The organism is Paraburkholderia phenazinium (assembly GCF_900100735.1).
GTDB classification, from domain to species: Bacteria; Pseudomonadota; Gammaproteobacteria; order Burkholderiales; family Burkholderiaceae; genus Paraburkholderia; species Paraburkholderia phenazinia.
The window spans coordinates 111,164-125,132 of the sequence record NZ_FNCJ01000017.1; the positions used below are offsets into that span (position 1 = coordinate 111,164).

Here is a 13,969-nt window from a genome sequence, read left to right on the forward strand (position 1 = left end):
TCATGAGCGAGATGATTTCAGTCTTACTTGACAAGAAGATTCGCTACGGAATTTTCTTGCTATTTACTCTGGATCTGCTGCTGCTGGGAGCAGGGAAGGATCTGCCCGCGCTCGGCATAAGCTCGCGGAAGGTTTTCTTTGCGCTTTTTGCCATGATCTCGATCGTGGTGTTTGTCGCCGAGTATTCGAGCCGCCGCTTGACGGACGCCGCTCTCTTTTGCGGAGCGGCTATTTTTCTGCTCGTATGGGTGGTTTTGATTCCGGCGCTGACGCACGGAAACATTTCATACGCGGTCACCGATGCGACGCCTTTGGCGGCATTGGCAATTTTCCTGATCTCTACCGAATTCACCCGATATACAGTTGGCTGGATCTGGGTGCGCCGGTTGATGATGACTTTTCTGTGTGCCTTTGCTCTTCTGCACATAGCGTTGTATGTGTTTTTGCTATTGTATCCCCAGATGCAAGGCAGTGTCTCGGACCTGTTCCAATACGCATTGGACGTCGGCTCTGGCGACGACGCGCGCTTCGTATTCTTCACGCCTTCGCTGGATAACGGAGTTTATCGAATCTATTTCGGTTCGTCGTTTTTATTGCTAATCGGATTGTATTTTTCCGTTACCCGCCCGACGAATGTGCGGATCGGCTGGCTCCGTCTTGAATATGTAATGGCGCTGTTGATCCTCGGAGCGCTATGGGCCACGAATACCCGAAGCCTCATGCTCGGAGCCGCCACGTTTATCGCCTTGTATCCATTTTGCCTACTCTTTGTAAAGAAGGTGGAGCAAAGCTATTGGTCGATTTTTCTGCTGCTCGCGCTGCCAATCGTTTGCAGCTTCCTGCTTGTTCCGACGGTGGACCCGACCACTTTGCAACTGATCGGCTTGGGGCGCAACGTTAGCGATGACGTGCGTTCGGTGCAGTTCGCTTCGTTATTTGATGCCTTCAAGAACAGCCCGTTGTTCGGTCTCGGTTTCGGTTCGAATGCCACCTTTATCCGGGCGCAGGATACCCCGTACGCGTACGAATTGAGTATTGTGGGATTGTTGATGAAGGTCGGCACGGTGGGTCTGCTGGCGGCCTGTGCGATCTGGGCCGGCGTGCTGGACACCTTCAGGTCGCCTGGGAACACCCGCGCAGCACGGGAAGTGGCGGCGCTTTATGCGCTGTATTGCTCCTTCGTGATTAGCTGTTTTTACAATCCTTATATTTTTGGATTCTTTGGCACCTTCTTTCTGCTGTTTGTTCTCTATGAGTTTTCGTATGTAATGAGAGGAGCAGAAAATGATTAGTGTATGCATTGCCACATACAACGGCGAAAAATATATTCGGGAACAACTGGATTCGATTCTGATGCAACTCGGTCCGGATGATGAAGTTGTGGTATGCGATGACCGCTCGAGCGACAAGACTCTCGAGCTCATCGAGGCTTATCACGACCCCCGGATTCATGTGCATCGCAATGAAACGAATCTCGGCCATGTCAGGAACTTTGAGAAGGCTATTTCGCTGTCGCGCGGCGACTATATTTTTCTGTCGGACCAGGACGACGTGTGGCTGCCGGGGCGGGTCCAGGAAATGCTCGGACAGATGCAGCGTGACGCAAGCGTGGCGCTGGTAGCCAGCAACTTCGACCTCATCAACGACCAGGGCGTCTCGGTCGGCGAGTATCGTTTGCTGGGACCGGTAAAACGATCCAGGCTGCGGCAGGTGCTGGCCATTTTTGCTGGCAAGTCGCCCTATTTTGGGTGCACTTTCCTGCTTAAACGGAATATCCTGAGCTATTGCCTGCCGATCCCCAAGGATATTGAGTCGCACGATATCTGGATTGCGTTAATGGCAAGCGTATTCGGACGTGTAGTGAATATCTCGGGCGCGACATTGAAGCACAGGATTCATGATCGCAACATGACGACCAAAAGTCGCCGGGCGCTGAGTGTTGTACTTAAATCGAGATATTATTTTATCCGCTCGCTCGCGGCACGCGTGTTTTGCTTCAAATTTAAGATTCACTGAGAGTGAAGGGAATTATGAGCCAACTAAACTTCTTCGACGGCAAGGTCTTGCTTATTACGGGCGGCACCGGCTCTTTCGGTAATGCCGTGCTGAATCGGTTCCTTGACTCCGACATTGCAGAAATCCGTGTGTTCAGCCGGGACGAAAAGAAGCAGGACGACATGCGTAAGCGCTACGCCAACGCCAAGCTCAAGTTCTATATTGGCGACGTGCGCGACAAACAAAGCGTGACCTCCGCCATGCGCGGGGTGAATTATGTTTTTCACGCGGCGGCGCTCAAGCAAGTGCCTTCGTGCGAGTTCTATCCCATGCAGGCGGTGCGCACCAATGTGCTCGGCACAGAGAATGTGCTGGAAGCCGCGATCGAGCAAGGGGTGCAGCGCGTGGTTTGCCTGAGCACCGACAAGGCGGTGTATCCCATCAATGCAATGGGTATCAGCAAGGCCATGATGGAAAAGGTCATGGTCGCTGCCAGCCGGAACCTGGAAGGCACGCGCACTGTTATCTGCGGCACACGTTATGGCAACGTGATGGCTTCACGCGGCTCCGTCATTCCGCTGTTTGTCGACCAGGTGCTGGCGGGCAAGCCGATCACCATCACGGATCCGAGCATGACTCGATTCATGATGACGCTGGCCGATGCGGTGGACCTGGTGTTGTACGGCTTCGAACATGGCAATAACGGCGATATTTTTGTGCAGAAGGCCCCGGCCGCTACCGTCGAGGTGCTCGCCAAAGCTATCCTGGAGTTGATGGGCAAGCCGGAGCATCCGGTGAACGTGATTGGCACCCGTCACGGCGAGAAGCTTTATGAAGCGCTGCTGAGTCGCGAGGAAATGGCATGTGCCGAGGACATGGGCGATTATTTCCGGGTGCCGCCGGACGCCCGCGACCTGAACTATGCCAAGTTCTTCGAGCAAGGCGAGCAACGCATTACCCAGAGCCAGCATGGTGAGGACTACAACTCACACAATACCGCTCGCCTGGATGTGGAGGGCATGAAAGCGTTGCTGCTGAAACTCGACTTCATACATCGCATCGCTCGCGGAGAGCGCGCGGTCGCGGAGGAGTGAGGCCATGAAGGCGCTAATCACCGGGGCCAATGGCTTCGTCGGCAAAAACCTGCAACTGCACCTGGCGGAACGCAAGGATGTGGAGGTGGTGTGCTTTACGCGCGCTGACGATCTTGCTCGCCTGCCAGCCCTGTTGCGCGAGGCGGACATCGTCTTCCATCTGGCCGGCGTTAACCGGCCACAGGATCCCAGCGAGTTCGTCACAGGCAATCTGGACCTGACCCGGGCGTTGTGCGAGGCACTTTGCGCCGAGGCTGACGCCACGGGCAGAAAGGTGCCGGTCATCTACACCTCGTCTACTCAGGCGGCCTCTGACAATCCTTATGGCCAGAGCAAGCACGGGGCGGAAGACGCCTTATTCGCGGCCGCTCGCAGCCACCAGATCCCGGTGCACGTATTCCGTCTGCCCAACGTGTTCGGCAAGTGGTGCAAGCCCAACTACAACTCAGCCGTCGCCACGTTTTGCCATAACATCGCCCGCGGCCTTCCCATCAAGGTGAACGACCCTGCGGCACCGGTCACGCTCGTTTATGTGGACGACGTGATTGAGCGATTCATGCAATTGATGGACGGCGCGGTTGCGCAGGTGGACGCCGGAGGCTTCGAGACGGTGACGCCCCAGTACAGCACCACCGTGGGCGAACTGGCAGAGCGGATCCAGGGCTTCCGGGCCAGCCGGGACACGCTGATCATCGACCGCGTGGGAACGGGCCTGGTGCGGGCCTTGTATGCGACCTACGTCAGCTATTTGCCTGAGGAAGCCTTCGCCTACGCCGTGCCGCAGTACGGCGATCCGCGCGGCATCTTCGTGGAAATGTTGAAGACGCCGGATTGCGGCCAGTTCTCGTTCTTCACGGCGCATGCCGGCATTACTCGCGGCGGCCACTACCATCACACGAAGACGGAGAAGTTCCTGGTCATCAAAGGTCAGGCGCGCTTCAAATTCCGCCACATGCAGACTGGGCAGACCCATGAGCTGGTGACGTCGGGTGACAAGCCGGAGATCGTTGAGACGGTTCCGGGATGGACGCACGACATCACCAACATCGGGCAGGATGAAATGGTCGTCATGCTCTGGGCGAACGAGGTGTTCGATCGGGCCCGCCCCGACACCTTCGCCTGTCCTCTTTAATCTAGTCGCCCCACTTGTCGTAGCGGCCAACCTTTTTCGATGTCTATGAAAAAACTCAAAGTCATGACCGTTGTCGGCACACGGCCGGAGATTATTCGCTTGTCGCGTGTGCTCGCGCGCCTCGACGAGCATTGCGACCATGTGCTGGTGCATACGGGGCAGAATTACGACTACGAACTGAACCAGATATTTTTTGACGACCTGGGTATCCGCAAGCCGGACCACTTTCTGAATGCGGCAGGCGGCGGCGCGGCGGAGACCATCGGCAAGATCATCATCGCGATGGATACGGTACTGGCTGCCGAGAAGCCGGAGGCCCTGCTGGTGCTCGGCGACACCAATAGCTGTCTTTCGGTGATTCCGGCCAAACGGCGCAAGATTCCCATCTTCCATATGGAGGCGGGCAACCGCTGCTTCGATCTGCGCGTGCCGGAGGAAACCAATCGCCGTATCGTGGACCATACGGCCGACATCAATCTCACGTACAGCTCCATCGCGCGCGAGTATTTGCTGCGCGAGGGTCTGCCGCCGGACATGGTGATCAAGACCGGCAGCCCGATGGCGGAAGTGCTGGGCCATTATCGCAGCGCGATCGAGAACTCGGATGTGCTCGAGCGTCTTGGCCTGAGCGAAGGACAGTTCTTCGTGGTCAGTGCGCACCGCGAGGAAAACATCGATTCCGATGCCAACTTCGGCAAGCTCGTACAAGTGCTGAATACCGTGGCGCAGCAATACGATCTGCCCGTCATCGTTTCCACGCATCCGCGCACGCAGAAGCGGGTCGACGCCATGGGCGCGCAATTCCACGCCAATGTGCAACTCCTCAAACCGCTCGGCTTCACGGACTACAACAAGCTCCAGCTCTCGGCGAGAGCGGTGTTGTCGGACAGTGGGACGATCAATGAGGAATCCTCCATCATGAACTTCCCTGCGCTGAACCTGCGTGAGGCGCACGAGCGGCCCGAAGGCATGGAAGAGGCCGCGGTCATGATGGTCGGCCTGGAAGTGGAGCGCGTGATGCAGGGGCTCGAGATTCTGGAGAGCCAGCCGCGTGGCGCCACCCGGCTTCTGCGGCAAGTGGCGGATTACAGCATGCCCAATGTCTCCGACAAAGTACTGCGAATCATCCATAGCTATACAGACTATGTGAACCGCGTGGTATGGAAGAAGTATTAAAGGGGGCGATGCATGCGGCTACTCGTGGTGACACAGTACTTCTGGCCCGAGAATTTTCGGATCAATGATCTCGTTGCCGAACTGACGCGGCATGGTCACGAGGTCACCGTGTTGACGGGGCTTCCAAACTATCCGGAAGGATCCGTGTTCCCACAATTTCGCGACGATCCGCAAGCCTACTCTCGCTACGAGGGGGCGGAGGTGGTTCGCGTGCCCATGCGGCCCAGGGGGCGCGGTGGGCTCAGTTTGATGCTGAATTACTTTTCGTTTGCCGCGAGCGCATCGTTGCTAGGGATGTGGAAATTGCGGGGGCGGAAATTCGATGCGGTTTTTGCCTATGAGCCCTCGCCGATTACCGTCGGCTTGCCGGCAGCGCTGATGCGTGCGGTCAAACGTGCACCGATGGCTTTCTGGGTGCTGGACTTGTGGCCGGAGACGCTGCAGGCGATCGGCGTGGTCCGTTCCAGCATGGTGCTGGGGGCCGTGGGCAAGCTGGTCGCGTTTATTTACAAGCGCTGCGATTTGATCCTGGCACAATCCCGAAGCTTCATTCCGCAGATCCAGAAATATGCGGGCGCGGACAGCCGGGTGGAGTACTTCCCAAGCTGGGCGGAATCGCTGTTCGATCTGGAGCGTGCCGTGCCGGCCGAGGAAGTGCCGGCGCAGCCGGATAGCTTCAATGTGATGTTCGCCGGGAATATCGGCGACGCTCAGGATTTTCCGGCCATTCTGGCCGCCGCCGAAAGCTTGAAGGAGCATTCGCATATTCGCTGGCTGATTGTCGGCGATGGGCGGATGGGCGGCTGGGTTGCGGAGGAAATCGAACGGCGCGGCCTGCAGCATTGCGTGTTGATGCTGGGCAGACATCCCGTGGAGAGAATGGCGTCCTTTTTCAAGCATGCGAATGCGTTGTTGGTCAGCTTGAAGGATGAGCCGATTTTCTCGATGACCATTCCGGGCAAGCTCCAGTCGTACCTGGCGGCGGGTGTACCGGTCGTTGCCATGCTGAACGGCGAGGGAGCGGAGGTCGTCAAGAATGCCGCCGCAGGTTTGACTTGCGCCGCGGGGGATCATGCGGCTCTCGCAAGCAGCGTGCTGGAACTCTCGCGCATGACCCCGGAGGAGCGTGCGTCGATGGGGCAGAACGCGCGGGCGCTCAGCGTCCGGGAGTTTGATCGGGATAACCTGATCCGCCGGTTGGAAGATTGGCTCGAGACCATGACTCGTGACCGATATCCCCCTTCAATATCTCGGGGAGTGTGATGATTTTAGTAACTGGCGCAACAGGATTCGTCGGCAGGGCTCTGGTCGAAAAACTGGCCCTTGACCGCCTCCCGGTCCGCGCGTGTGTTCGTCGTTCGGCCGTAACGATGCCCGCAGGCGTTGAGACTGCGCATATCGAAGGTCTGTCGACGGAGATGGATTGGACGACAGCGTTGGAGGGTGTCTCTACCGTCGTGCATGCGGCGGCGCGTGTGCACGTGATGGACGATAAGGCTGCCGATCCGCTGGCCGAATTCCGGCGTGTCAACGTAGCCGGCACGCTACATCTGGCGAGTCAGGCCGCGGCTGCGGGCGTATCGCGCTTCGTCTTTGTCAGCTCGATCAAGGTGAACGGTGAGGCAACGGAGTCAGGGCGGACTTTCTCTGCCGACGATATTCCCGCGCCGCTTGACGCCTATGGAATATCCAAAATGGAGGCAGAGCAGGGACTGCGTGAGCTATCGAGCCTGACTGGCATGGAGGTCGTCATTATCCGGCCGCCGCTGGTTTATGGCCCGGGCGTGAAAGCCAATTTCCAGGCGATGATGAGCTGGCTCAACCGGGGTATCCCGCTGCCGCTAGGGGCGATTCACAATGCCCGCAGCCTCGTGGCCGTTGACAATCTGGTTGCCCTGATTGCCACGTGCATCACCCATCCTGCCGCAGCGAATCAAACGCTGCTGGTTTCAGACGGTGAGGATTTGTCGACGACGCAACTGTTGCAGCGCATGGGGCGTGCCCTTGGGCGGCCGGCCAGACTGATTCCTGTCCCGCCATCCCTGCTGCGCATCGGGGCAACGGTGGTGGGTAAGCCTGCGATTGCGCAGCGCTTGTGCGGCTCTCTCCAGGTGGATATTGCGAAAACGAAAGCATTGCTGGCGTGGACCCCGCCGGTTTCTGTTGATGAAGGTTTGAGAAAAGCCGCGGAGGGCTTCAGGCGTGAAACGTCTATTTGATTTGGTCCTGGCTATCAGCGCGAGCCTGATCCTGCTAATTCCTATCGTAATCGTGGCTTTGGCCGTGCGTTTGACGTCGCGCGGCCCTGCCTTGTATTGGTCGGATCGCGTGGGGAAGAACAACAAGATCTTTAAGATGCCGAAGTTTCGCAGCATGAGAGTGGGCACGCCTGCGGTGGCCACGCATTTGTTGAAGGACCCCACTGCACACCTGACGCCAATCGGCAGCTTCTTGCGCAAAAGCAGCCTGGACGAGTTGCCGCAGATCTGGAGCATTCTCACCGGCGACATGAGTTTTGTAGGACCACGACCCGCGCTCTTCAATCAGGATGATCTGATCGATCAGCGTACCCGCTTAGGCGTCGATGTATTGGTGCCCGGACTGACGGGATGGGCGCAGGTTAACGGCCGGGATGAATTGCCGATTCCCGAAAAGGTCAAGCTCGACCGGGAATACCTGGAGCGCCAATCGTTATGGTTCGATATCAGGATTCTGTGGATGACGTTTGAAAAGGTCATTCGGCGCGATGGCATCACGCATTGACGGTTGCAAAATGAAGAAACTATTGATTGTGGGTGCTGGAGGCCATGGTAAGTCAGTGGCCGAAGCAGCCTTGGCGTGTGGATCCTTCGAGCTGGTTGGATTCGTGGATGATGCCGCTCCCGAATTGACGTCGGTTTGGGATTGGCCGGTCCTCGGCACAACCGCAAGCCTGGCCGAATACCGTTCGCGGGCGGACGCGGCTATCGTTGCCATCGGCAATAACGGTCTGCGGGAAGCCTTGTTCGACAGGTTGGGCGCGCTCGGTTTCGAGCTTCCTGCGGTCGTTCATCCCACAGCGATTGTGTCACCCAGGACGATCATCGGACCGGGGAGCGCGATCATGGCGGGTTCGATCATCGGCACCGAGGCCAAGCTAGGCGCGGGCTCGATCGTCAATAGCGGCGCGGTGGTCGATCATCACTGCACGGTTGAGGATTTTGGCCATCTGGGTGTGAATACTTCCATGGCAGGCGGATCCATTTTGGGCCGTGCGGCATGGATGCAGGCCGGTTCCGCTCTGGGTTATGGAGTGAGAGTGCAAGACGGTGTTGTGCTGGCGCCAGGTACGGCCCTTCAGGTGAGTCGAGAGCATTAATGCCAGTTTCCGGAATCTCTGTGGCACCATTGTTGGCGCTGCCTCGCCCTGCCAAACGTTTGGCAGTTTTGGCGCTTGACCTTGTATTGTCGATATTCTCCGTCTGGAGCGCGTTTTACCTGCGCATCGGTCAGACAGGTTTGCCGCAATACCAGCAGATTTATGCTTACCTGCTGGCTCCCGTTCTGGTCGTTCCGATATTCGTGCGCCTTGGCCTCTACCGGGCCATTTTCCGCTACACGGGCATGGCTGCGCTGACCAGCACGGTGAAAGCGGTGGGCATCTACGCAGCGCTGTTTTTCGGTGCGCTGCTGCTTTTCAAGTGGAATGGCGTACCGCTTAGCGTCGGACTGATCCAGCCGATGATCTTCTTGCTGCTGGTAGGGGCGAGCCGCGCCATGGCGCGCTTCTGGCTCGGTGGCTGGGCGGCCAAGTATTACGATGGCGAGGGCCGCTTGCTGATCTATGGCGCAGGGGAGGCGGGGGTGCAGACTGCCTCCGCTCTCCAGACCTCGCGCCAGTTTGCGCTCCTGGGCTTTATCGATGACGACGCGAGCAAGATCGGCGGCCGTATCAATGGCGTAGACATCTTCGGCCTGGACGAGGTGCGGGATGTTGTCGAACGCATGGGTGTAACCGATATCCTGCTCGCCATTCCTTCGTTGGGACGGGTGCAACGTAACGCCATCATTGCTGCGCTTCGAGAATTGCCTGTCCACGTGCGCACGCTGCCGGGCATGCTTGATCTTGCATCGGGTCGGGTAACGGTACGCGACTTCCGGGAACTGGATGTCGAGGACCTGCTCGGTCGTACACCTGTTGCGCCCAACGAGGCGCTATTGGCGCGCAACCATGCCGGCAAGACGGTCCTGGTGACAGGAGCGGGCGGTAGCATTGGCAGCGAACTTTGCCGCCGGATCATGTTGGAGAAGCCGAGCCGGCTGGTGCTGGTCGAGCACAATGAGTTCGGGCTCTACACGATCCACCGTGAACTGGAAGACCTCTGCACCGAGCACGGCTTGCCGATCGAGGTGGTTCCGTTGCTGGCAAGCGTGTCCAACCTGGGACGCCTGCGCGAGATCTGCCGGAACCATCGGCCATCCACGGTCTATCACGCGGCGGCCTACAAACACGTGCCCCTCGTCGAATGCAATCCGTCGGAAGGTGTCCTGAACAATGTGTTCGGCACGCTCAACATGGCCCGTGCGGCAATGGAGAGCGGCGTCGAGTACTTCGTGCTCGTGTCGACGGACAAGGCGGTTCGTCCAACCAACGTCATGGGCGCCACCAAGCGGATGGCCGAACTGGTGCTACAGGCATTGGCGGCCAGCCAGGCAGTGACCTTCGATTTGCTTGACCGCGAGGCAGGCGAGATGGTGGGGAATCGCACCATATTTGCCATGGTCCGTTTCGGCAACGTTCTGGGCAGCAGCGGCAGCGTCGTCCCGCTCTTTCGGCGCCAGTTGCTGGAGGGTGGCCCGCTCACGGTCACCCATCAAGAAGTCACCCGCTATTTCATGACCATTCCAGAGGCGGCTCAACTCGTCTTGCAGGCTGGGGCGATGGCGCGTGGCGGCGAGGTTTTCGTACTCGACATGGGGCAGCCGGTCAAGATCATGGATCTCGCCAGGCGCATGATCCAGTTGTCCGGCCTGTCGGTTCGGGACGAGCGTAATCTGGGTGGCGACATTGAAATCAAGGTCACCGGATTACGTCCGGGAGAGAAGCTCTACGAGGAACTGTTAATCGGCGACAATCCGGAGGGGACGGCGCACGAGCGGATCATGAAGGCGCGCGAAGACCACGTGAGCTGGTCCGAGCTTGAGCCTTTGCTGGCCGAAATCAGACTGGCGGCGGAACAGCAAGATCAGCAGCGCATGCTGGAGATCTTGAGTCTGCTGGTGCATGGTTACGGGCCGCAACCAGTTGAGGTTCCGTCTCCCATGGCATTGAATTGATCGCGGCTCCCAGGATGGCGACTATGCGCCGAGCGCCGCTGCGCCGACACCGTTAAATTTAGACGTTCTGGCGAGCCGGCAGGCGGCTGCTGTCATTTCAGTCACGACTCCGCTTCAAAATCTATGTCGATGAAATTCAGAAAATTGATCGCGGCCGTTGTGATGTTGGCCCTACATGCGTTTTGTTTCGCGGAGTCCACGGTCGCCGGAACGGGTGTCTCGATACAGAGCACATCGGTCGAATACGCTTCAAATCCCCTCGGCATCGATACGCCCAAACCAAGACTGAGCTGGATTCTTGGATCGAGCGAACGTAACCAGAAGCAGAGCGCCTATCAGGTGAAAGTGGCGACGAGCCTGTCCTTGCTCGCGCGACCGGATGTCTGGGATAGCGGCAAGGTTGCGACGGATCAGTCGGCATTGGTCTCGTATGGCGGCGCTCCATTGCTGTCACGGACGCGATATTACTGGGCGGTTCGAGTCTGGGATGCTCACGGACAGCCTTCCGCGTGGAGCAAGCCGTCATGGTGGGAAATGGGATTGCTTGCGAAATCCGACTGGCAGGCTCAATGGATCGGCCATGACCAGGTGCTATCTTTACCCGCCGGTTTCAACAAGTCGAATCAACCTGCTCAGCTCAATCCGAGCCAGACGCAGGGTCAAAGCTTTACGTCGAGTAAGCCATTTTCTTCGGTCTCTGCGTCAGTCCCAACATTCGTCACGACTCATTCAGGTATGACGCTTTCGTTGTATGAGGGTGGGCCTGGTGGCAAGCTGGTGGCGCGTCATCGATTTAATAACCAACCCGATAACGCATGGGGAACCTTAAAACTCCGCAAACCCGCAGCGCCCGGGAAATATTATCTTGAGCAGTCTAACGTCACCGGAAAAATTGGTTGGTGGAGTTACGACAAGGGCGGATATGAATACGGCGAGGCTTATGCCAATGGCAAGCCCACTAGCGGAGATCGAAAAATTCGCTGGGACACGGGCACCCGGGAACAGCCGGAAAGTCCCGCTCCCGAGCTTCGTAAAGAATTCGTGGCCAAAAAACAGATTCAGTCAGCCAGGCTGTATACGACTGCGCTCGGCTTGTATCAGGCTGAGATCAACGGACATCAGGTTGGGGAAGACTTTTTTGCTCCGGGATGGACTGACTATAACCGGCGCGTCCAATATCAGACCTATGACGTGACGGACCTGGTACGGTCGGGGAAAAACGCCATTGGCGTCACGCTCGCCCCCGGCTGGTATGCCGGAGACATCGGCTCATTTGGGCCGGATCAATACGGTCCAATACCCTACGCGCTAGCCCAACTGGAATTGAAATATTCGGACGGCAGCATCGAGCGGATCGTTACCGATAACAGCTGGAAGAGCAAAGTCGGACCAATCGTTAGCGCCGATCTGATCATGGGCGAGAAGTACGATGCCCGAAAAGAAACACCGGGATGGAGCTCGCCGGGCTTCGACGACACGGGTTGGAAGACTGTGCAGGTCAAACCGGCGACGCAAGCACAACTGGTCGCGCAAGTGGACCCGCCGGTCCGTATGGAGCGCGAGCTGGAGCCGGTGAAGGTCACACATCGCAAGCCGAGTAGTTATATTTTTGATCTTGGTCAGAACATGGTCGGGACCGTGAGATTGCGCGTCACCGGAAAGGCCGGGCAGGTGATAACAATCCGCCACGCTGAAGTATTAAATGGCGACGGAACAATCTATACGACGAATTTGCGCACAGCGACGGCGACCGATACCTATGTTTTGAAAGGCCAGGGCGAGGAAGTATTTGAACCAAATTTCACTGTTCATGGCTTTCGCTATGTTGAAGTGACGGGCTCCAATACTCAGCCTCAGCTTGTTGGACGAGTGCTGCACACTGCCGCTCCGTTCACGCTGTCCTTCGAGACGGACGTGCCGATGCTGAACCAGTTGCAAAGCAATATCGCATGGGGGCAGCGCGGCAATTTTCTGTCGATCCCGACGGATACTCCGGCACGAGATGAGCGACTGGGTTGGACCGGTGATATTGCCGCTTTTGCGGGCACGGGTACTTACAACATGGAGTCGGCACAATTCCTTAGCAAATGGCTGACTGACCTTCGGGATACGCAGTCGCCGGACGGCGCCTTTTCAGACGTGGCTCCGGCCCCGGACGGGCTTGGCATAGGTGAAGCCGGGGCGGGGTGGGGCGATGCGGGTGTGATTGTTCCGTGGGTGCTATATGAGCGCTATGGAGACCGGCGGGTACTCGAGCAGAATTTTGACGCCATGGTCAAATGGCTTTCTTATCTAAAGGCGAACAGTACCGGCTACCTGCGGCCGAATGCCGGATATGGAGACTGGCTCAATATCAAGGATGAGACGCCGAAGGACCTGATTGCTACGGCCTTTTTCGCAAATAGCGCTGCCATCGTCGCGAAAGCCGCAGTTGTTCTGGGCAAGGATCCCGCTCCTTACGAGGCGCTATTTGCAAACATCCGCGGCGCGTTTAACACCTCTTTCGTACTGCCTGACGGAAGAATCAAGGGGAATACGCAAACCGCCTATGTGCTGGCTCTGACGATGGATTTGCTGCCTACTTCCTTGCGGAAGCCGGCAGCCGACCATCTGGTTGAATTGATCAAAGCCAGAGGCTGGCACCTGTCCACAGGGTTCCTCGGTACGCCCCGACTGTTGCCTGCGCTTTCGGAGACTGGTCATATGGATGTTGCCTACCGTCTGCTTCTCCAGACTAGCTTTCCTTCCTGGGGTTACCAGATTGGTAAGGGAGCAACAACGATGTGGGAGCGATGGGACGCAATCCGTCCGAATGGCGCGTTCCAGGACGCGCGAATGAACTCGTTCAATCACTATGCGTATGGTTCGGTAGGCGAGTGGATGTACCAGGATATCGCGGGGATACGTCCTGGCAGTCCAGGCTTCCAGAAGATCGTTATCAAGCCTACGCCGGGCGATAAGGTGCATAGCGCTACCAGCCGATACGATTCGCCATATGGGCCGATAGCGGTGAGCTGGCAGGAGCAGAAAGGCCAGTTCAGCCTCGATGTCGAGATCCCTGTCAACGCCAGCGCTGAGATTTGGGTGCCGGCGTCAAAGGGACAGAAAGTTGAAGGAGACGGTGCGAATCTTCTCTATCGAAAGGATGATTGGGCGGTCTACCAGGCTGGGTCAGGGAAGTATCATTTTTCGGTGCTTTGAGACTCCTGACCCGACACTCGTTATGACCTGGATGGCTTGCTGGCGGAGGAGTCCG

Annotated in this window: 11 protein-coding genes; all 11 read left to right on the top strand. The window is 57.7% G+C overall.

Going from position 1 to position 13,969, the window contains the following annotated elements; genetic code table 11:
• Window positions 1–2: 2 nt before the first annotated feature.
• Window positions 3–1,292: an O-antigen ligase family protein gene (locus BLQ92_RS29750; RefSeq protein WP_090690468.1), complete on the top strand. Its 1,290-nt coding sequence runs from the start codon at window positions 3–5 to the stop codon at window positions 1,290–1,292.
• The gene (locus tag BLQ92_RS29755; RefSeq protein WP_090690471.1) at window positions 1,285–2,016 is read left to right on the top strand and encodes a glycosyltransferase family 2 protein; all 732 of its coding nucleotides are present in this window, start codon (window positions 1,285–1,287) and stop codon (window positions 2,014–2,016) included. The genes BLQ92_RS29750 and BLQ92_RS29755 overlap by 8 nt, the downstream gene beginning before the upstream one ends.
• A 14-nt stretch (window positions 2,017–2,030) precedes the next feature.
• Window positions 2,031–3,089 (top strand): nucleoside-diphosphate sugar epimerase/dehydratase, encoded by a 1,059-nt coding sequence (locus BLQ92_RS29760; RefSeq protein ID WP_090690475.1) that lies wholly within the window; start codon window positions 2,031–2,033, stop codon window positions 3,087–3,089.
• A gap of 4 nt (window positions 3,090–3,093) precedes the next feature.
• Window positions 3,094–4,221, top strand: a complete 1,128-nt coding sequence (gene wbjC, locus BLQ92_RS29765) for a UDP-2-acetamido-2,6-beta-L-arabino-hexul-4-ose reductase (RefSeq protein ID WP_090690478.1) — start codon at window positions 3,094–3,096, stop codon at window positions 4,219–4,221.
• Between the two features lie 45 nt (window positions 4,222–4,266).
• Entirely contained in the window at window positions 4,267–5,397 is a 1,131-nt protein-coding gene (gene wecB, locus BLQ92_RS29770; protein ID WP_090690481.1) for a non-hydrolyzing UDP-N-acetylglucosamine 2-epimerase, read from the top strand.
• A gap of 12 nt (window positions 5,398–5,409) precedes the next feature.
• The gene (locus tag BLQ92_RS29775; RefSeq protein WP_090690485.1) at window positions 5,410–6,660 is read left to right on the top strand and encodes a glycosyltransferase family 4 protein; all 1,251 of its coding nucleotides are present in this window, start codon (window positions 5,410–5,412) and stop codon (window positions 6,658–6,660) included.
• Complete coding sequence (locus BLQ92_RS29780; protein ID WP_090690488.1) at window positions 6,660–7,616, top strand: UDP-glucose 4-epimerase family protein; 957 nt, start codon at window positions 6,660–6,662, stop codon at window positions 7,614–7,616. The genes BLQ92_RS29775 and BLQ92_RS29780 overlap by 1 nt, the downstream gene beginning before the upstream one ends.
• Window positions 7,600–8,160 (top strand): sugar transferase, encoded by a 561-nt coding sequence (locus BLQ92_RS29785; RefSeq protein ID WP_090690491.1) that lies wholly within the window; start codon window positions 7,600–7,602, stop codon window positions 8,158–8,160. Before BLQ92_RS29780 ends, BLQ92_RS29785 begins: the two co-directional genes overlap by 17 nt.
• Window positions 8,161–8,170: 10 nt before the next feature.
• Window positions 8,171–8,755 (top strand): NeuD/PglB/VioB family sugar acetyltransferase, encoded by a 585-nt coding sequence (locus BLQ92_RS29790; RefSeq protein ID WP_090690494.1) that lies wholly within the window; start codon window positions 8,171–8,173, stop codon window positions 8,753–8,755.
• Complete coding sequence (locus tag BLQ92_RS29795) at window positions 8,755–10,713, top strand: polysaccharide biosynthesis protein (protein WP_090690498.1); 1,959 nt, start codon at window positions 8,755–8,757, stop codon at window positions 10,711–10,713. Before BLQ92_RS29790 ends, BLQ92_RS29795 begins: the two co-directional genes overlap by 1 nt.
• A gap of 123 nt (window positions 10,714–10,836) precedes the next feature.
• The gene (locus BLQ92_RS29800; RefSeq protein WP_090690501.1) at window positions 10,837–13,914 is read left to right on the top strand and encodes a glycoside hydrolase family 78 protein; all 3,078 of its coding nucleotides are present in this window, start codon (window positions 10,837–10,839) and stop codon (window positions 13,912–13,914) included.
• The last annotated feature ends 55 nt before the right edge of the window (window positions 13,915–13,969 follow it).

Coding starts and splice junctions, on each gene's coding strand:
- BLQ92_RS29760 (WP_090690475.1), top strand. CDS start 2,031: ATGAGCCAACTAAACTTCTTCGACGGCAAGGTCTTGCTTATTACGGGC.
- wbjC (WP_090690478.1), top strand. CDS start 3,094: ATGAAGGCGCTAATCACCGGGGCCAATGGCTTCGTCGGCAAAAACCTG.
- BLQ92_RS29800 (WP_090690501.1), top strand. CDS start 10,837: ATGTCGATGAAATTCAGAAAATTGATCGCGGCCGTTGTGATGTTGGCC.
- BLQ92_RS29780 (WP_090690488.1), top strand. CDS start 6,660: ATGATTTTAGTAACTGGCGCAACAGGATTCGTCGGCAGGGCTCTGGTC.
- BLQ92_RS29755 (WP_090690471.1), top strand. CDS start 1,285: ATGATTAGTGTATGCATTGCCACATACAACGGCGAAAAATATATTCGG.
- BLQ92_RS29795 (WP_090690498.1), top strand. CDS start 8,755: ATGCCAGTTTCCGGAATCTCTGTGGCACCATTGTTGGCGCTGCCTCGC.
- BLQ92_RS29790 (WP_090690494.1), top strand. CDS start 8,171: ATGAAGAAACTATTGATTGTGGGTGCTGGAGGCCATGGTAAGTCAGTG.
- BLQ92_RS29775 (WP_090690485.1), top strand. CDS start 5,410: ATGCGGCTACTCGTGGTGACACAGTACTTCTGGCCCGAGAATTTTCGG.
- BLQ92_RS29750 (WP_090690468.1), top strand. CDS start 3: ATGAGCGAGATGATTTCAGTCTTACTTGACAAGAAGATTCGCTACGGA.
- wecB (WP_090690481.1), top strand. CDS start 4,267: ATGAAAAAACTCAAAGTCATGACCGTTGTCGGCACACGGCCGGAGATT.